This is a genomic window from Streptomyces sp. NPDC089799 (genome assembly GCF_040684755.1).
In the GTDB taxonomy this organism is placed as follows: Bacteria; Actinomycetota; Actinomycetes; order Streptomycetales; family Streptomycetaceae; genus Streptomyces.
Window position 1 is genome coordinate 89,998 of record NZ_JBFBGR010000005.1, and the last position, 17,871, is coordinate 107,868.

At 76.0% G+C, this 17,871-nt stretch carries 12 protein-coding genes; 3 read left to right on the forward strand and 9 right to left on the reverse strand.

The genetic code is table 11. The annotated features are described in order from the left end of the window. Positions 1 to 317: 317 nt before the first annotated feature. Positions 318 to 968 carry a DUF4360 domain-containing protein gene (locus tag AB0O36_RS06465; RefSeq protein ID WP_365104919.1) on the forward strand — a complete coding sequence of 217 codons (651 nt, stop codon included), beginning with the start codon at positions 318 to 320 and terminating at the stop codon, positions 966 to 968. A gap of 57 nt (positions 969 to 1,025) precedes the next feature. Here AB0O36_RS06465 and AB0O36_RS06470 read toward each other — a convergent pair whose 3' ends face one another. Continuing rightward, positions 1,026 to 1,646 carry a nucleoside/nucleotide kinase family protein gene (locus AB0O36_RS06470; RefSeq protein ID WP_365104922.1) on the reverse strand — a complete coding sequence of 207 codons (621 nt, stop codon included), beginning with the start codon at positions 1,644 to 1,646 and terminating at the stop codon, positions 1,026 to 1,028. Positions 1,647 to 1,782: 136 nt separating this feature from the next. On the opposite strand from AB0O36_RS06470, the gene AB0O36_RS06475 reads away from it, so the two are divergent. Together AB0O36_RS06475 and AB0O36_RS06480 are read left to right on the forward strand one after the other, a co-directional pair. Beyond that, positions 1,783 to 2,154 (forward strand): hypothetical protein, encoded by a 372-nt coding sequence (locus tag AB0O36_RS06475; protein WP_365104925.1) that lies wholly within the window; start codon positions 1,783 to 1,785, stop codon positions 2,152 to 2,154. Between the two features lie 158 nt (positions 2,155 to 2,312). After that, positions 2,313 to 4,046 carry an FAD-dependent monooxygenase gene (locus AB0O36_RS06480; RefSeq protein ID WP_365104928.1) on the forward strand — a complete coding sequence of 578 codons (1,734 nt, stop codon included), beginning with the start codon at positions 2,313 to 2,315 and terminating at the stop codon, positions 4,044 to 4,046. A gap of 259 nt (positions 4,047 to 4,305) precedes the next feature. On the opposite strand, the gene AB0O36_RS06485 is transcribed toward AB0O36_RS06480, so the two are convergent. The 8 genes from AB0O36_RS06485 to AB0O36_RS06520 form a co-directional block, all read right to left on the reverse strand. Further along, on the reverse strand, positions 4,306 to 5,559 hold the full coding sequence (locus AB0O36_RS06485; RefSeq protein ID WP_365104931.1) for an FAD-dependent oxidoreductase: 1,254 nt from the start codon (positions 5,557 to 5,559) through the stop codon (positions 4,306 to 4,308). Continuing rightward, positions 5,556 to 5,885, reverse strand: coding sequence for a 2Fe-2S iron-sulfur cluster-binding protein (locus AB0O36_RS06490; RefSeq protein ID WP_365104934.1), 330 nt, complete (start codon positions 5,883 to 5,885; stop codon positions 5,556 to 5,558). The genes AB0O36_RS06485 and AB0O36_RS06490 overlap by 4 nt, the downstream gene beginning before the upstream one ends. 164 nt (positions 5,886 to 6,049) lie before the next feature. Beyond that, positions 6,050 to 6,787 carry a BTAD domain-containing putative transcriptional regulator gene (locus AB0O36_RS06495; RefSeq protein WP_365104937.1) on the reverse strand — a complete coding sequence of 246 codons (738 nt, stop codon included), beginning with the start codon at positions 6,785 to 6,787 and terminating at the stop codon, positions 6,050 to 6,052. Between the two features lie 128 nt (positions 6,788 to 6,915). Then, the gene (locus AB0O36_RS06500; RefSeq protein ID WP_365104940.1) at positions 6,916 to 8,472 is read right to left on the reverse strand and encodes a DUF6519 domain-containing protein; all 1,557 of its coding nucleotides are present in this window, start codon (positions 8,470 to 8,472) and stop codon (positions 6,916 to 6,918) included. Positions 8,473 to 8,570: 98 nt separating this feature from the next. Continuing rightward, positions 8,571 to 10,805, reverse strand: coding sequence for a hypothetical protein (locus tag AB0O36_RS06505; RefSeq protein ID WP_365104943.1), 2,235 nt, complete (start codon positions 10,803 to 10,805; stop codon positions 8,571 to 8,573). Then, positions 10,802 to 14,440, reverse strand: a complete 3,639-nt coding sequence (locus AB0O36_RS06510) for a putative baseplate assembly protein (RefSeq protein ID WP_365104946.1) — start codon at positions 14,438 to 14,440, stop codon at positions 10,802 to 10,804. Before AB0O36_RS06510 ends, AB0O36_RS06505 begins: the two co-directional genes overlap by 4 nt. Further along, on the reverse strand, positions 14,437 to 17,484 hold the full coding sequence (locus AB0O36_RS06515) for a putative baseplate assembly protein (protein ID WP_365104949.1): 3,048 nt from the start codon (positions 17,482 to 17,484) through the stop codon (positions 14,437 to 14,439). Before AB0O36_RS06515 ends, AB0O36_RS06510 begins: the two co-directional genes overlap by 4 nt. Further along, positions 17,481 to 17,867, reverse strand: coding sequence for a GPW/gp25 family protein (locus tag AB0O36_RS06520; RefSeq protein ID WP_365104952.1), 387 nt, complete (start codon positions 17,865 to 17,867; stop codon positions 17,481 to 17,483). The genes AB0O36_RS06515 and AB0O36_RS06520 overlap by 4 nt, the downstream gene beginning before the upstream one ends. Positions 17,868 to 17,871 lie beyond the last annotated feature (4 nt).

Sequence of the window (17,871 nt, forward strand, 5' to 3'; positions counted from 1 at the left end):
ATGGACGGGCTCGGGTCATGGCCGGACCCGGTGCCTCGAACGGCGCGTCGGCGAATGGCCAAACTGCGCGCTGGTCCGGGGCGGTGGAGGAGCCTACGCTTCCGCTGTCCGGTCGCCGCGATTCACGGCCTCCGGATGCGCGCGAGTTTGTCATGCGCATGGCGTACACGTTTCATGGCTCCGTTTGCACGGCTCCGTGTGCACGTCCCACCCCCATGCCCCACCCGCACGCCCCACCCGTGTTCCGTGCCAGCTTCCGCCGGCTGCGCGCCCCCCACTTCACCCCGCGTTCCACAGAAGCAGCGGATTGGAGAGTCATGGCCGGAGGAGTTCTGGTGAGCAGCGCGATCGGCGTGCTGTTCGCAACGGCCCTGCCCGCACAGCCCGGCACCGCGGCGATCACGGACCCGCCGCCGGACCGGATCGTCATCGAGGTCGCGACGGTCAACGGTTCCGGGTGTCCCAGGGACACCGCGGCCGTCGCCGTGTCCCAGGACAACACCGCCTTCACGGTGACCTACAGCCAGTACCTCGCCCAGGTGGGCGGCGGCGCGCCGTCGACCGCCGCGCGCAGAAACTGCCAGCTCAACCTGGTCGTGCACGTGCCGCACGGCTTCACCTACGCGATCGCCAGCGCGGACTACCGCGGCTACGCCTCCCTCGCCCCCGGCGCCGGCAGCACCACCAAGGCCTCGTACTACTTCCAGGGGTCACCGCAGACGGCGGCACGGGAGCACGCGTTCAACGGCCCGTACGAGGACAACTGGCAGGCCACCGACACGACCGACTGGGCGCAGCTGGTGTGGGCGCCCTGCGGGGTGCAGCGGAACTTCAACATCAACACCGAGCTGCGCGTGCGCAAGGGCACGTCGGCCCCCTCGTCCACCAGCTACATGACGATGGACTCCACCGACGGTGACATCAGCACCGTGTACCACCTGGCCTGGCGGGAGTGCCCCGGGGCCTGACGGACCGCGGGCGGGCCGGCCGCAGGAGGCGGGCCCGTCCGCGTGCCCCCGGCCGTGTCACGTGCCGTCGACGACGAGGTCGGCGCGGTGCCGGCCGGGGGCGACCAGGCGGGCGTTCGCCTCGTCGGAGCGGAGCACCCAGGCGCGGGCACGGCCGGGGTCCTTGCCGTACCGGACGTGGCGGTCGATCAGTCGCCGTACGCGCAGGCCGTCGTCGGGGGCGAGGTACCACGCCTCGTCCAGCAGGGACCGCACCCGGGCCCACTCCCCCGCGTCGTGCAGCAGGTAGTTGCCCTCGGTGATCACCAGGGGAACGCCGGGGCCCACGGCAATGCTCCCGGCGACGGGCTCCTCCAGGGTGCGGTCGAAGGCGGGCGCGTAGACGGTGGCCTTCGTCCCGGGGGTGCGGAGCCGGGTCAGGAGGGAGGTGTATCCGGGCACGTCGAAGGTGTCCGGGGCGCCCTTGCGGTCGGCGCGGCCGAGGCGGTGCAGCTCGGCCCGGGCCAGGTGGAACCCGTCCATCGGCACCACCACGGCCCGGTCCGGCCCCAGGGCCCGTACGAGCTCGGCGGCCAGGGTGGACTTGCCCGCTCCCGGGGGTCCGGCGATGCCGAGGATGCGCCGTCCGCCCGGGGTCGCCAGTGCGGCCGCCCTCGCCGCCAGTTCCGTCGTGTCCATGGGGGCATCCTCCCCCGGGGCGCGGGGCGAACGGGTGACGGTCCCGGTGTGCGGTGGTGGCTGCGGCCGGGACGGTGCGGTGATCCCTACGATGGCGTGCGCCCGTGTGCCCCCAACGGTGGAAGGGAACCTCGCGATGACTGCCGAGGACAGCACCGACCATGTCAGCCTGCACCTCTCCGACTGCGATCACGAAACCGCCGAGGTGGTCTTCGACGCGTTGCGCGCCTCGTTCTCCGATGTGTCGGCCCCCGGCGGAACGGTCCGGGCCGCCGGGGGCGGGGCCGCGGCGACCGTGTGGTCGCTGACGGTGGACGCATCGGCCCGCACGGGCTCGGACCCGGCCCCGGCCGAACTGGGCTCACCGGTGACCGCGGAACTCTACGGATCCGCCGACCAGGTCCGCCGGGTGCGGGAGGAGCTGGAGCGGGCCTTCGTCACGCAGGACCTCGGCACCGTCCCGGGCGAGCACGAGGTGGAGAGCCGGCTCCGGCTGACCGGCCGCTGAGACTCGGCCACCGGCCCCTCCGTCCCACGGGTCCGCCCTCCCGCCATCCCACCGGCCCTCCCGCCCGCCACGAGCGCGTTCGAGTGGCGGCGGGCCCGGAGGGCGGGTGACCATGGTGGCGGGGCCATCCGCGGGGGGCCGCACGCCCGGAGGCGGACGTGGCACAGAGAAGCGCAACGGACGTACTCGTCGTCGGCGCCGGCCCCGTCGGCCTGACCGCGGCCGTGGAACTGCGGCGCCGTGGGGTCTCCTGCAGGATCGTCGACCGTCTGGTGGAGCGGCTCCCCTTCGCGAAGGCCGTGGGCATCCAGCCGCGCACGCTGGAGATCTGGGACCGGATGGGAATGGTGCGCGAGGCGCTGGAGGCGTCCGTGCCGTTGCGCGGTCAGCTGCTGTACGTCAACGGGGCCGCGGAGGGCCGCTTCGACCTCGTCCTGCCGCCCGAAGTCCCGTACGGTTTCGCCGCGTTGCCGCAGTTCGAGACCGAGCGCATCCTGACCGGTGTCCTGGAGCGTTCCGGCGGGAGCATCGAGCGCGGCACGGAACTGGTGTCGTTCGCCCAGGACTCCGGCGGAGTGACCTGCCGGCTGGTCTCGGCCGCGGGCGTGGAGGAGGAGCTGCGGGTCGGGTACCTGGTGGGCTGCGACGGTGCGCACAGCGCGGTCCGCAAGGGACTCGGGCTGTCCTTCGAGGGCGGGGCCTTCCCCGAGGAGTACATGCTCGGGGACGTCGAGGTCGACTGGGACCTGCCCGAGGGGTACACGGTGCGGTCCTCGCACCTGGGCCCGGACGGCGCGGTGGACGACGTACTCGTGTGCATCCCGCTGCCCGGGCGCAAGCGGTACCGGATGTCGATGACGGTGCCGTCGGAGCTGTCGGTGGCGCGGCGGGGAGGGACGGGTGCCGGTGCGGATGCAGGTGACGGTGTCGCCCATGGCCTGGAGGGTGGCGTGGCGCCCGCGCTGGCCGACATCCAGGCCGTCCTGGACCGGCTGGCGCCGCAGCCGACGACGGCGTCGGCACTGCGCTGGTCGTCGGTGTTCAGGATCAGCCACCGGATCGTGGACCGGTACGGAACGGGCCGGGTGTTCGTCGCGGGGGACGCGGCGCACATCCACCCGCCGACCGGCGCCCAGGGCATGAACACCGGCATCCAGGACGCCTGGAACCTGGCCTGGAAGCTCGCCCTCGCGGTGGAGGGAGCTGCGGCACCCGGTCTGCTGGCGAGTTACGACGCCGAGCGGCGCCCGGTGGGCGAGGAGGTCGTGGGGCGGACGGTACGGCACGCCACGGAGGGCATGGAGGCGGACATGCGGGATCCGGCGGCGATGCTGCTCCGCGAGGCGCAGCTGCTGGTCGGGTACCGGGGCAGTCCGGTCGTTGGGCCGGATGAAGGTCCTGACGCAGGTCCTGACGCAGGTGCTGCCGCAGGTCCTGTCGGCGGTCCGGTGGGCTCGGGCGCGTACGGCGACGGGCCGCGGCCGGGTGATCGCGCCCCGGACTGCGGTGGGCTGACGTCCCGGATCGCGGCGTACCCGATGCGGCTGTACGACGTGCTGCGCGGGCGGGGGCACGTGCTGGTGCTGTACGACGGCGGGGGCGGGGTGGACGGGGGCCGGGCCGATGAGTTGGCCGAGGCTGCCCGGAAGTTGTCGGGTGGGCGGGTGGAGGCGTTCGTGGTGAGCGGGGCGGGTGGAGGGGACGGGGGCCTGGCCGGGGGGACGCTGCTGCCCGTGTACCGCGACGCGCGGGGCGAGTTCGCCCGGCTGTACGGGGTCGCAGCGGGCCGGGTGACGGCCTTCGTGGTGCGGCCGGACGGGTACGTCGGGGCGCGGGTTTCGCGGCCGGGGGTGGCGGAGCTCCGCGAGTACTTCGCGGGGGTGCTCGGTTAGGGCGTGGCAGTGCCTGCGCGTGGCGGGGACGGGTCCGGCGGAGCCGGGGCGATGCCCGCCGCGCCGGGGCGAGGGGGTGAAGCGGAGGTGCGCAATCCTGCCCGGCGGGTGCCGTGTGCCCACCCCCCCAGACTCCGTCCGGGGGGACCTCCACCCCCACGTTCTCGACTTCGCTCGAACAGGGGGACCCCCATCGCCCTGCGGCACGCCTGCCCACGCGACCGGTGGCGGCACGGGTGGGCGCACGGCGTGCGCAGGGTCAGGCAGGGGTGGGAACGCGGGGGGTCGTGTGGGACTTGAGGTGGGCGCGGAGGGTGAAGCCTTCGGTGGCTGCGTCCCAGGGGGTGAGGGGGATGCCGCCGGTGAGGATGCGGCGGGCCGACATGTGGTCGGCGGGGCGGTTGACCGACTCCACCGCGACCAGTTCGCCGTCGCGGAACAGCAGGACCGAGAAGGCTCCGCCGTCGGGGTCGCCCAGGACCACCTCGGAGTCCGCCGTGTGGCCGAGTCCCGCGATCTGCAGGGTCGTGGTGAACTGGCTGCTCCAGAACCACGGCAGGTCGTCGTACGTCCGGGCCCCTCCGGTGAGCCGGTCGGCGACCAGGCGGGCGTGGTCGACCGCGTTCTGCACCGATTCGATGCGCAGCGGCGCGTCAGCCCGCGGGTGCGGGAAGACCGCGCAGTCGCCGACCGCCGAGATCCGCGAGTCGCTCGTCAGCAGCCGGTCGTCGGTGACCACGCCGCCGGCGACCGCCAGTCCGGCCGCTTCGGCCAGTTCGGTGCAGGGGGTGACCCCCGCGCCGACCAGGACGAGGTCGGCGGGCAGGCGGCGGCCGTCGGTGAGTTCCACCTCCGCCACCCGTCCCTCCCCGTCGCCGTGGAAGGCCGAGACGCCCTGTCCGAGCAGCAGTGCGTTGCCGCGTTCCCGGTGCAGGCGGGTGAAGTGGCCGGCCGTGGGTGCCGAGGCGACCCGGGCCAGCGGCCGGTCGAGGTACTCGACGACCGTCACCCCGTGGCCCAGTTCGCGGGCCGCCGCGGCGAATTCGAGGCCGATGAACCCGGCACCGACGACCACCACGTGCGCGGCCCCGGCGAGGTCCTTGCGGAGCAGGTCGGCGTCCTCCAGGGTGCGCAGGGTGCGGATGCCGTGCAGGTCGGAGCCGGGCACGGGGAGGGTGCGGGGCCTGGCGCCGGTGGCCAGGACGAGGTGGTCGTAGGAGTGGAGGGTGCCGTCGCCGAGGCGGACGGTGCGGGCGGTGCGGTCGATGGCGACGGCGGTGCCCGTCACCCGCTCGATCGCGTTGCGCTCGTAGAAGGTCTCCGGTCGGAGCCAGAGCCGGGCTTCGTCCGCCTCGCCCTTGAGGTACGCCTTGGACAGCGGCGGGCGTTCGTACGGGAGGACTCCTTCGTCCCCGATGAGCGTGACGGTGCCCTGGTGGCCGTGTTCGCGCAGGGAGGCGGCGGTCTGCTGGCCGGCCTGTCCGGCGCCGAGGACGACGATGCGCGCGTTCACTGGGACTGCCTCTCGGGGAGGCGGACGACCAGGCCGTCGAGCTCGTCGGTGACCGTGAGCTGGCAGCTCAGGCGGCTGTTGGACTCGCGCCCGCAGGCCGTGAACTCCAGCATCTCGTCCTCTTCCATCTCCGGCTCCGCCAGCCTGCCCAGGCCCTCGGGCTCCACGTAGACGTGGCAGGTGGCGCACTGGGCGTAGCCGCCGCACTGGCCGAGGATGCCGTCGACGTCGTTGGAGACGGCGCCGCGCATGATGCTCGTGCCGACGGGGACGTCGAGCGTGGTCTCCTGGCTGCGGTCGGAGGCGAGGTAGGTGATCTTGGGCATCGGTGCTCCCGGGGAGGACGGTGGTCGGTCGTCGGTGCTGTTCGCTCCTTGTGGCCCCGAGATTAGGAACGGGCCATATCGACCGGATACCGGCGCACTATCGGCCCCACCGCCTGCCCCCGCCTGCCCGTTCCGGGTCCGGCGCCGACCCCGTACGCCTGCCGTCAGCAGAGGTCCGCCGGGCCGGCCGGGAGCATGGCGGTGAAGCGCGGGGAGGGTTCGAGGCCGAGTTCGGCGCGGACCAGGCGGCGGAAGGCGCCGTACTGGCGGACGGCCTCGACGGTGTTGTGCTCGGCGAGGTGGACGGCGACCACGGCCCGGTGGGCGCTCTCCCGGAGGGGTTCGATGCTCACGCAGGTGAGGGCGGCGTCCAGGGCGAGGGCGTGCCGGCCGCGGCGGGACAGCCGGGCACTGAGCGATTCCAGGGCGTGGAGGCGGAGCTGGCGCAGGCGTTCCCGTTCGAAGACCACCCATTCCTCGTCCCAGCCGGGCAGCAGGTCGCCGGCGAAGAGCAGGCCGAGGCCGGGTTCCTCGCCGGGGTCGCCTTCGGAGTTGACCACCCGCAGGGCCGTGCGGACGAAGTTGTGGACGTCCACGGTGAGGTCCTCGCGCAGCGCGAGGGTCTCGCCCCTGCTGTCGATCGGGGACGGGCCGCCCCGCCGCAGCCGCCACAGTGCGGTGCGCAGGCTGCCCTGCGCGTTGGTCTCGGCGACCTCCGGCCACAGCGTGCCCGCGAGGACGCTGCGGCCGGCCGGCGGATGGAGTCCGAGGAAGGCCAGCACCCGCTGTCCGGGGGCCTCGACGGGGACCGGCCTGGTCCGGCCGTCGGGGTCGCGGGTTTCGAGGCGGAAGGTGCCGAGCAGCCGCAGGGCGGGCGCCGGAAGTGACGTGTCGTACGGCATCGTCCCCCTTCTCCCCCTTCTTTCGCCGTGCTGCCAGGTTTGCCTTCCCTTCCGGTTCGTTGCGGAACCGGTCCGGGCGGGTGAAGTCGCGGCGCCCGGGCCGCCTCCGCGCCGCCTGCGGCGGCCGGTCACGGCGCCGGTGGCGTAGGCCCGGCGACCGGGGCGAACGTCGGTACCAGGGAGTGCGGTTCGCCCTGGTCGGCCGGTACGTACGCCAGCGGGGCGTAGTGGTAGTCCACCCCGTGCGGGCGGACCGGGGCGGGCCCGTCCTCCCGCTGCGGCCACAGCACGTCGCCGGGGACCGTGCGGGCCGGGACCAACCAGTGGTCGCCGCGGCGGAACCCGGCCCGTACCGGCGGCTGGTCCCGGCCCGTACGGTCGGTCCGGGCCGTCCGGCCGGTCCGGTCGGGGCGGTCGCTCCCGTACGTCCGACCGGGCCGGTCGCCCACGTCGGTGCCGGTGGACGGCGGCGCGGTGAACCGGACCGCCACACCGTCCTCCAGCGGGATCCAGGTGTCGAGGACCACGGGCAGGGCGTCCGCGGTCCCGGCGGGCCGGTGGTCCCAGCGGCGCAGGTGGGGGTGGAGTTCCGGGTCGCCACTGACGCACGGCGGTGGCGAACCCCCGGGCCGGGCGGGCGCGTTGGGGTCGGCGTCGAGGGTGACCGTACGGGCGGGCAGGTCGACGGCGAGGACCCGGTGGACGCGCTGCGGCGGTCCGGCCTGTACGTCGTCGGCGCTGTGCACGGCCGTCGCGTCGTCGACGAGTTCGACCATGTCGCCCACGTCCAGGGACAGGTGCCCGTCCCGGCCCCATTCCTCCAGGGTCACCACCGGCCCGGCGACCCGGGCGACGGGCAGTGCCACGGAGGCGTTCTCCCGGGACCACACGAAGGTGGCCACGGGCGGCCGGTCCGCGGCCTCCCTCGGGGTGCGGCGGCGGGGACGGACGACCGGGAGCTCGGGGACCTCCCCGGGGGGCGCGCCGCCCCCCGAGGTGTGGATCTGCACCCGGTAGAGCTGGTTCTCCGGGCCGCGGAACTCCGCCCCGGGCACGGTCACGCAGGACTCCGCCGGTCCGCCGGGCGGCTCCGGTGCGTGGCGGGCGCGGGCCGCCATCAGGCCGGCCGGGCGGTGCAGTCCGTCCAGCCAGAGCCGCAGTGCCTCGGCGGCTCCGCCGGGGCCGGGGTCCTCGCCGTCGAAGGCGTGCAGGGCCACCTGCCAGACGACCTTGGCGCGGGCGGCGGTGTCCGGGCCGTGGATGCCGAGGGCGATCTCGCGGATCGAGGGGTCCTGGACGGCGGTGATCTCCCGTTCCCAGGCGCGCAGGTAGACGGCGAAGGGGCCGTCCGGGACGGGGGCGGTCTCGGGGTCGACGTACCCCTCGGGTTGGGTGAGGTAGGTGGTGGCGGTGTCGTTCTCGACGAGGAGCCCGTCGATGTAGAGGCGTCCGGCGCCGATGGCGAGGTCCCCCGGCGGGTCCGTACGGGCGACGCCGAAGCCGGGTGCGGCCAGCGGGGCGGCGGTCGGTCCCAGCAGGTCGGCGACGACGGTGCGCAGGTGGTGGAGCAGGACGGCGGTCTGTTCGTTGGCGTCGGAGTCCAGGGTGACCCGGCCCTGCTGGTGGACGATCCGGGAGTAGTGCTTGGCGGGGTCGAAGGAGACCCGCGAGATGTCGGCGGACAAGGGGGGATGCCTCCTCGGTGGCGGGGCGGGGGCGAGGGCGGGGGCGAGGGCTCGCTGGGGGGTCGGGGCGGGGGCGGGACAGGTGCCGGGAGGGACGGTCAGGTGACGAACAGCACGTCGCCGTTCGCCCCGGCCGGGAGGAATTCGGCCAGCCGGCGGCGCAGTCCGTCCTCCCGCTGCGGCTGGAACAGGTCGTGGAAGGCGCCGGGTTCGGACCCGTCGTCGGCGCCGCGCCGGATCTCCGGCGGGCACGCGGAGGCCAGTTGGGCATAGCCGGGAGTGCCGTACGTCCGGCTGGTGAAGCGGGGGACGACGCGCCGGGGGTCGCCCGAGTGCGCCGGTTCGCAGTGGAAGGGCGGTGGGGTGCGGGACCCGGGCGGCAGCCAGCAGAAGCGGACGCAGCCGCGCTGCCGGACCGCGACGTGGACCGGTCCGTCCAGGACGCAGTTCTCCACCAGCCCGACGGCATGGGTGCGCAGCGCGCCGAAGACCGTGGTGCGGCGGGCGGAGAACTCGGCGTACGCGCAGCACTCCTCGGGGCCGGACAGGGCGGGCAGAGCGGTGGAGGTGGCGTCCAGGACGGAGTCGGAGACGAAGATCCGGTTCGGGGGGTGCCGGGTCCCGTCGGCCTCCACGGTGACGGAGCCGGTGATGCTGTGCTCGATCTCCAGGCAGGCCGGGGTGCGGACCAGTTCGATGCCCGGCTCGGCGGGATGCTCGCAGCGGCAGTCCCCGGCGAGGGACCAGCCGGGAACCAGCGTGGAGTGGCTGACGGTCACCCGCCCGACGGGGCCCTGGACGCGTACGCTCCGGCCGGTGACCAGCAGACCGGACAGGGTGAGCACGGGGAGCGGGCCGTGGCCGCGGCCCGTGCCGGTGACGCGCAGCGCGTCGGGGCGGTTCGCGTACACGTCGAGCAGCCGCAGCACGGGCCGGCTGTGCGGCGCGGCGCGCACGGTGAGCCGGTCGCCCCGGTCGAGCCGGATCTCGATCTGCTCCTGGAGGGCGATGGAGCCGACGAGTTCGACGGCCGCGGTCCGGAGGTCCGGACGGGCCGCCTTGTCGCGGCGCCAGTGGGCGAGCGCGTCCGTGAGCCGTTCGTGCCGCTCCCCCGGGCCGACCCGGTAGACGGCACCGGGCGGGATCGGGGCCCCTCCCGGTGCCGGAGGGCGGGGGTATTCGCCGCCGCCCATGTCGGCGGAGAAGGCGTGGTGGTAGCTGACCCAGAGCCCGGTGTCGGGGGCCGAGCGGGCCGGGAAGGCGATGCGGCCGAGGACCGGGTCGACGGCGACCCGCCCGTGGCGGGGCGGGTGGTCCCAGTGGGTCAGGTCGGCGGGGACGATCTCCGCGAGCGGGACCGGGGTGCCGCCGGCGCGCCACAGGCAGAGGCTCTTTCCCGGCCCGTAGTAGCGGGCGGGGCTGTCGGCGAAGGCCCGGCGGCGGACGAAGGCGGGCACGTTGGTCTCGTCCGCGAGGTGGGTGGGCGCGGGTTCCCGGACCGGGCGGGTCACCAGCGGGATGTCGTTGCCGAGGATGCCGAAGGTGTAGTGGCCGCGGTCCCGGTCGGTGCAGAACGCCGGGGCGCGGGTGACGGGGTGGGCGGTGAGCCGCCAGACGAACAGGCCGACGCCGTCGATGCCGGCCCGGCCGCCGGGCGGGTGCGCGGAACCCGTCCGGCGGGTGTCGGCGGTGTGCGCGAGCCCGTCGAACGGCCCGCCGGCCAGGTCGAGCGCGTCCCCGTGCCGGAGGTCCGCGAGACGGCCGGTGCGCAGCCGGGCGGCGGTCTCGTCCGGCCGGCCGGAGTGGCGGCGTACGGACTGGTGGAAGGCGAGGGCGTCACGGAACTCCACCGCCCGGGCGGGCCAGTCGGCGACGTCGCGGGCCAGGTCCTCCAGGACCGCGAGGGTGCCCTTGCGGCGCCGGTTGGCCAGGGTTCGGGCGATGTCGCGGCGCGTGGCGAGGACGGCGGCGAGTCGGCCGGCGGCCCCCTCACCGGCGGGCGGGGGCGCGTCGTGGCCGGGCAGCGGGTCGTGGCCGACCAGGGCTCCGAGGTAGGGCAGGACCCAGGGGCTGCAGGTCTCCACGAACCAGTCCTCGTAGGTCTGCCGTACGGAGTCCCGCAGGAGGGCGTGCTGTTCCTCGACCACGGCCAGCAGGGCCCGCAGGGGGTGGCCCTGTTCGGCGTCGCGGCGGCGGTGGAGGGCGGGGAGCAGGGCGTGGAGGGGACCGTCCGCCGCGCCCTCCGGTGCCGGTGGGGGCGGGGGCGGGGGTGTTCCGGCGAACGGCTCGGCGGCCGGGTCCGGCTCCGCGGTCGGGTCCGGCTCGGCGGTCATGGCAGCCTCCGCAGGATCAGGGTTTCGGGCAGGTCGGGGTGCATCACGGCGAGCTGGGCGGGGCGGATCCCGGTGGAGAGCAGGATCCGCCGGCCGGGCGGCAGCCGCACCGAGCGCAGGGTGGGATCGGCGACGGCGAGATCGGCGACGGAGATGCCGTGGCGGAGGGCGATCGAGGTGAGCGTGTCGGGACGGCCGGTGGGGTCCTCGCCGATGGTGTGTTCGAGGCGGCCGGGGCGGGCGGGCAGCGCGTCCACGGTCTCCGCCGCGCCCCGGAGGCCGGAGACCAGGTGGACCAGGGCCAGGGGGTCGGCGGGGGCGGTGATCCCGGCGAACACGTCCACGTCGACGTGGTCGACCCCCGGTACGGCCTGCACGGCGGCGAGTACGCGGCTCAGGTGGGCCGGCTGTGCGAGGTCGCGCGCGGCGAAGCCGAGCACGTCGAGCACGGCGGCGCGGACGGCGGGTTCGACGGTGCCGAAGGAGTGGTCGGGGAGCACCCGGATACCGGCCGACAGCACCAGCAGGACGAGTTCGCGTACGTCGACCCGGACGGGGAGGTGCGGGTCCCCGCAGGCGGCGAGGGCGCCGGCCAGGGCGGCCGGCAGCGGGTCGGACGGGGCGGTGGGGGCGTCGCCGGCCGCGGCGACGGTGACGTGGACGACCTCCCGGCGCCCGTCGAACAGCCGGGCCGCGGCCGCCTTTCCGATGCCGGGGCGGGCGCGGGCGAAGTCGGCGTAGTCGCTCACGGAGACCAGGCGGTCCAGGGCGCGGGTGCGCAGGGGGATCACGGTCCGGGTGTCCTGCGGCCCGTCGCCCCCGGTGCCGCCCGAGGCGGGCAGCGGATTCGTGACCGCGCTGACGCCTGGGGGCCGGCTCACGGCCTGGGTGATGCGGCCGGGCGGGAGGTTGCCGGCCGGTCCGGCGCCGATCCGGTAGGCGGCGGTGACGTTCTCCACGCCGGTGGGCAGCCGGGCGCCGTTCCGGCCGTCGCCGAAGGTGACCGCGGCGCCGTCGGCGGTCTGGGTGAGCAGGTATCCGCCGTCGAGCGGGCCGAGGGCGGAGAGGTCCTCCACGGGGTGCCGGAGCACCCCGTCCACACGCACCTCCAGGGCGGGTTCGGCGCCGGCGGGGGTGGCGGCGGGCAGGTGGGTGAGCGGTGCGGTGGCGGTCACCTGGCGGAGGGTGAAGGTCTGGCCGGGGAGGGAGGCGTCACCGCTGCCGAGCACTTCGGTGCGGGTCTCGCCCTGGGTGGCGGGGACGACGTTGGCGTGGACGGTGACCGTGTCCCGGCGGTAGGTGTGGGTGAGCGGCGCGGTCAGCAGGAGGGTGCTGTGGACGGTGTCGCCTGCGTCGGCCTCCGATCCGGCAGCCTCCCCGGCGGCGGCTTCCCCGCTCCCGCCGGGGTCCGGGCGGGACCGGAGGGACTGCCAGACGGTGGCGAGCACGGCCGGTTCGCTGCCGTGGATGCCGGTGGTGCCGGGGACGTCGGTGCGCTCGCCGGACACGACCAGACGGCGGCCGGGCCGCAGACCGGTGCAGACCCCGTCGAGTTCGATGCGGTCCCCCGCGATGTCTCCGGTGGCCGGCTCGTCGGCGAGGACGAGCCGTTCGCCGCCGGCGCGGACGGTGATGTCGTCGTACGGGACGCCTCCCCCGGCCGGCGGGGTGTCGTACCAGGGACCGTCGACCTCGACGCGGGTGACGGGCACGGTGACGGGGGGTGCGCCGGGCGGGACGGGCACGCGCAGCCGCAGCTGGGACACCGTCATAACCCTGACCCGGTAGGGGCCGTGGGCGGAGCCCGCCTGCTCGGCGACCAGCCAGGAGCCGGGCAGGATGCCGTCGTGGACGCCGTCCAGGAGTATCGCCTCCGCGGCGACCGCGGCAGCCGCCGCGGTCCGGGTGGCGCCGGCGGTCCGGGTGGCGCCGGCGGTCCGGGTGGCGCCGGCGTCCCCGGCGGTGCTGTCCCCCATACCGTCGACCGCCGCCGGTTCGGCGGGTGGCGGGGGCAGCGGGCGGGCCTTCACCCGCAGCACCTGGACGCCCGAGGCGGGGCGCGGCGGGGCGATCCGCTGGGTTTCCCAGGCCCGGTGGATGCCGTCGGCCAGGCGCGGATCGGCGGCGGCCAGCAGCCGGGGCACGGCGTCGGAGCGCGGGTCCCACAGGTCGGCGGGGGCGGGCTCGGGCAGCGGGCCGGCGGCCGGGGGGCGGGGCGGGGTGCGGCGCAGCGCGGGGAGCACGGCGGCGGTGGCGACCAGGGCGGTGGCCCGGTCGCAGTCCGCGGCGGCGGTGGACGCGTCCGTGCGGTCCGCGTAGTGCTGCGGGCAGACCAGGGCGTACGCGAGGGCCCTGAGGTATTCGGTCCCGGGCAGGCTGCGGCGCCGGTCGGCGGCGACGGTCAGCAGGGCGGCGTCCGTCGCACGCCGTGCCGCTTCCACGTCGCCGTCGAGCCATGGGGACGGGGTGCCGTTCGGCCGGGCGGTGACCAGGGCGATGCCCTCGGAGACCAGGCGGGAGGCTTCGGCGGTGCGCCGGTAGAGCGTGTCGTACGCGGTCGGGCCGTACGCGGTCCCGTCGTACGGAGCCGTGTCGCAGGCCGGCGTGTCGTCCACAGTCGTACCGTCCGCCGTCGTTGCGTCCGCGGTCCCGTCGCGAACGGTCGCGCGGTGCGCGGCGGGCTCCCGGTCTGCTTCCCCCTCCGGCTCGGCGAGGAGTTCGGCGGCGGCGCCCAGCGCCTCGCGGAGCGGGGCCGCCGCCGCGCCGGGCGGGGCGCTCCGCAACGCCCGGCCGAGCGCGGTCCGGGCCGCCTCGACCGGGTCGGGGACGGTGAGCGGGACCAGATCGACCGCGGTACGGCCGGCGGTGTAGTCGGGGTCGGCGGCGGACACCACCCGGACCACCGGATCGAGGACCTCGCCGAACAGCAGGAGCAGCCGGTCACCCGCCTTGAGGCCCAGGGCGGGTCCGGTCAGGGTGAGCCGGGCGGTGCTCTCGGCGGTGCCCCGGTCAAGGCGGGGCGGGGCGGTCCGGCGCACCGCGAGGGTGTTCCAGCGGGCATCGGTGAGCAGGTCCTCGGAGGTCTCGAAGACCTGCGGCAGCCCGCCCTCGGCGGGCACGCTCCGGGCCTGCGATCCGGCCGGTACGAGCGTGTGGGCGCCGGGGTCCAGGGTGTAGGCGAGGAGGGTGCCGGAGCCGAGCGCCGGCCGGGGCCGGTGGCCGACCAGCCGGCCGAGGCGGGCCGGCGACCCGGGCTCCACCGCGGTGGCGAGGTAGCCCTCCTGGACGTGCCGCTCGGTGTAGAAGGTGAGGACGTCGGCGACCACCGCCCAGCAGTCGAGCAGGGCGATCGCCGGGTCGTCCGCGGTACGGGCGGTGAGCCGGCCGAGTTCGGGGCGGGCGGCGAGACGACGGCGCATGGACTCCAGGAACCGGCCGTGGGTGCCGATGCGGCAGTGCAGTTCGGCGAGGCCCGGTGGGTTGTCGGTCGCCGCCGGGGTGGGCGGGGACCCGTCACGGCCGCCGCCCCGGCCGCAGGCGCCGGCACCGCCACCACCGGTGCGGCCACCGCCACTGTCACCGCCGCAGCCACAGCCACAGCCACAGCCACAGCCCAGTACCCCTTCCCCGTTCATCGGCCCCCTCCGACCAGCAGTTCCAGTACGCCGTGTTCGGGCCGGACCGGGTCCGCGTCCAGCCGGGCGATCTCGCCCGGTCGCAGCCGCAGGATTCCGTCGCGCAGCGCCTCGCCTGAGGGTTCGAAGAGCCGTTCCAGGGCGGTGACCCGCACGGAACGGACTCCGGGGACGGCGGCCGCGGCGGCGACGATCCGGCTCACCCGGACCGGGGTGCCGAAGGTCAGCTCGTCCGCGTGGAACAGCCCGCGCGTGCCGTCCGGCAGCAGCCCGCTGCCCAGGACCCGCGCCACGGCGGCGCGCACGTGCCCGGCCACGGCCGTGGGTTCGGCGGTCAGGCACAGCGCCAGCCGGAGCGGCACCTGCCGGGCCGGGCCGACGTACACCTCGTGGCCGATGCGGCGGACCCGGTGCAGGGCCTCGCGTACGCCGTCGGTCAGGCGGGCGGGGGCCTCGGCCGTACCGAGGGCGTCGACGGCGACCTGTGCCTCGTACCAGGAGCCGGTCCAGCGCAGCCGGGCGTCGGCCCGCTGGACGCCGGGCACCTGGCCGGCCAGGGCCGCGTAGTCCTGTTCGCCGACCGCGCGCAGGAGCCGGCGGGCCGCCTCGTGCGGCGCCCCGGCCCGTACGGCGGCGACGGGTTCGGGGTCGGTGCCGCCGGTGGCGGGCAACGGGTTGCGGGCCCGGAGGGTGACGCCGGACAGGCCGCGGAGCTCGACGGTGTCGATGGCCTCGGCTCCGACGTTTCCGGCGGTGCCGTTGCCGAGCCGGAAGCGCAGTTCGAGAACGCTGCCGGGGGCCGGCCGGGCTCCGTTGCGGCCGTCTCCGAACCGGAGGTGCAGCAGGCCGTCGTCGTCGGGTTCGCCGACGAAACAGCGGTCGGCGGGACCGCAGTCGAGGAGGTCGCGGCGGGGCAGCCAGGGCTCGTCCGACGTGCGGGGACCACCGGGCGGGGGTGGCTCGGTGGCGCGTACGGCGGGCAGGGCCTGCCTCGGGTCGGGGTCGAGGGCGGGACGGAGCGGACCGTGCAGGGCGGGGCGTGTGGGGTCGAGGGCCTCGCCTTCGGGCCCGCCCCAGCACTGGCCGACCTCCCAGCCCTCGTCGGCGGCCCGCAGGACGTGGCCCGCGCGGGCCCGGCGGGCGAGTTCGGCGAGCCGGGCGAGCTTGCGGTGCAGCAGTTCGTCGAAGCGGGACGAGAGGGTGCGCAGGGCGGCGACCGGGTCGGCGGCCGGCCGGAGTCGGGCCAGGGCCCGGGCTCCGAAGAGGGTTTCCAGCCAGGCGAGGGCCGCGCGGTCCGGGGGTGTGCCGGCCTCGGCGGCGCGCGACAGGGCGAGCAGCCGGGCGCGGGCCCGGTCGGGCAGGCCGTCGAGGCGGGCGGCCTGGGCCCGCCCCACGGCCTCGGGCAGCGGGTACGGCACGCTCCAGGTGACGGGGGGCGCGGCAGCGGCCGGGCCGGTGCCGGCGTCACCGGGCACCACCGGCAGGTACCGGTCGGGCAGTGCCGGGTAGGCCGGCAGGACGGCCGGGGTGCCTTCGTCGGCGCAGCCGAAGTCCGGCGGGCAGGGGCAGCCGGGTGTCCCGGGCGGCGGGGACGGCCAGGTCACCCGCTGGGGCGGTACGCCGGCGAAGGCGGGGTCGGCGCCGTGTTCGACCAGGACGGCGTTGCCGCGGGCCACGGCGGTCTCCATCGGTTCGCATCGCGGTCCGCCGACGGCACGGACCCGCAGCGGGAAGCGGAGGGCGTCTTCCGGGGCCCAGGTGACCTCCAGGAGCCGCCGTCCGTAGAGCGGGTCGGTGCGGCGGCGGACCCCGACGAGCCGGACGGCCTGCCGGTGGGTGCGGTCGGCGTCGGCGGGGAGGCCGGTGGCGGCGCCGAGGACTTCCTCGAGGACGAGGATGTCGCCCGGGGCGAGGGCGAGCCGGCCGGTGCCGGGGGCGTCCTCGTCCGCAGCCCCCTCGCCGTCGCAGCGGAGACCCTCGTCCGGAGCCCCCTCGCCGTCGCAGAGGGCGGCGCTGCAGGTGCCGGCGGGCAGGCAGAAGTCCGGTTCGCCCCAGTGCCACAGGGCGATCCGGGTGTGCTCCGGTCGGACGGTGGTGTCCCCGGCCCCCACCGGTTCGAAGACCTGCTCCCCGGCGCGCAGCCGGAAGGTGCCCGCGGGCAGGGTGACCCGGGCCGCGGCGGACAGGCAGACCACGGCACGGGCCGCGCAGCCCTCGTGCATCGGGTGGTCGACGAGCCGGACGTGGCGGCGGACCGAGGTGCGCAGCCGGGCGGTGTCGAGGTGGGCCTCGGCGGCCACCGCGTCCTGTTCCCAGGCGATTTCGTCACCGGCGTACGCGAACAGTTCGACGAGGGTGACCAGGAGGTCGGCGGCGTGCCGTTCGCCCCACCGGGGCAGGGTCAGCGCGAGCCGTTCCAGCAGGGTCCGGCGCAGGCTCTCGTAGTCCTTGGCGAGGTAGTCCGGCAGGGGTTCGGCGAAGGCGGCCGGCGGGGCCGGCTCGGGCTTGCAGTCGGCGGGGGCCGGGCAGTCCTGCCCGAAGGTGAACCCGGCGGAGGCGAAGAGCGGGTCGAAACCGGGGAGGGGCTCGGTGCCGGGCCTGCCCGACGGGTCGGCGGCCACGAGGTGCAGGCGGTAGCGGGAGATGTCGCCGGGGCGGTCCAGGTCGAGATGGATCCGGCCGGGCCGGTCGGCCTCGCGGACGGCGTGGGCGTACGGGTGGGGGTCTGCATAGGGGTCGCGGTCGGTAGCGGGGTCGAGGTCGGTGGTGAGGTCGAGGTCGGCGGCGACGGCGACGACCCGCAGGTCGCGGGCGTGAACGCCGCCGTCGATCCGGAAGTTGGCGGGGGTCAGACCCTCCGGCGCGGGTCCGAACAGGATGAGGGTGAGCCGGCGCCGGGTGGGGCCGACGGTCACCGCCTCGATGCCGTTGCGGCCGGCGGCGCGGGCGTCACGGGCCCGTCCGGCGGAGCCGGAGACGGGGACGCGGACAGGGACGGGGAGGGAGTCGGGGACGGGCGTGGCGCGGGTGTGTTCGGCGGTCACCGGGCGGCTCCCGTGGCGAAGGTGTCGGTGCGGACGGTACCGGTGGTCAGGACGGCGTACCGGATCTCGATCCGGAGGGCGGAGTCCTCGGCCGTGACGTCGAGCGCCTGCACGGCGACGACGTCCCCGAGCCACCGGTGCAGGGCTCCCTGGACGGTGATCCGGAGGGCGGCGGCGAGGTCGGGGCCGCACGGCTCGAAGACCAGGTCGAGCAGACCGCAGCCGAAGTCGGGCCGGTTGACCCGCTCCCCCGGGCTGGTGAACAGGACCTGTTCGACCAGATCGCGCACATGGTCGTCGGGACCGGTGAGCGCGGTGCGCCCGTCCGCCCCGACGCGGAAGGGGAAGTCCACGTTCAGGTCCGGGTCGAATGGCGTACCCATGCCG

Excerpts from the sequence above, each read along its gene's own strand:
- AB0O36_RS06465 (WP_365104919.1), top strand. The coding sequence starts at position 318 with ATGGCCGGAGGAGTTCTGGTGAGCAGCGCGATCGGCGTGCTGTTCGCA.
- AB0O36_RS06470 (WP_365104922.1), bottom strand. The coding sequence starts at position 1,646 with ATGGACACGACGGAACTGGCGGCGAGGGCGGCCGCACTGGCGACCCCG.
- AB0O36_RS06475 (WP_365104925.1), top strand. The coding sequence starts at position 1,783 with ATGACTGCCGAGGACAGCACCGACCATGTCAGCCTGCACCTCTCCGAC.
- AB0O36_RS06490 (WP_365104934.1), bottom strand. The coding sequence starts at position 5,885 with ATGCCCAAGATCACCTACCTCGCCTCCGACCGCAGCCAGGAGACCACG.
- AB0O36_RS06495 (WP_365104937.1), bottom strand. The coding sequence starts at position 6,787 with ATGCCGTACGACACGTCACTTCCGGCGCCCGCCCTGCGGCTGCTCGGC.
- AB0O36_RS06505 (WP_365104943.1), bottom strand. The coding sequence starts at position 10,805 with ATGACCGCCGAGCCGGACCCGACCGCGGAGCCGGACCCGGCCGCCGAG.
- AB0O36_RS06510 (WP_365104946.1), bottom strand. The coding sequence starts at position 14,440 with ATGAACGGGGAAGGGGTACTGGGCTGTGGCTGTGGCTGTGGCTGTGGC.
- AB0O36_RS06520 (WP_365104952.1), bottom strand. The coding sequence starts at position 17,867 with ATGGGTACGCCATTCGACCCGGACCTGAACGTGGACTTCCCCTTCCGC.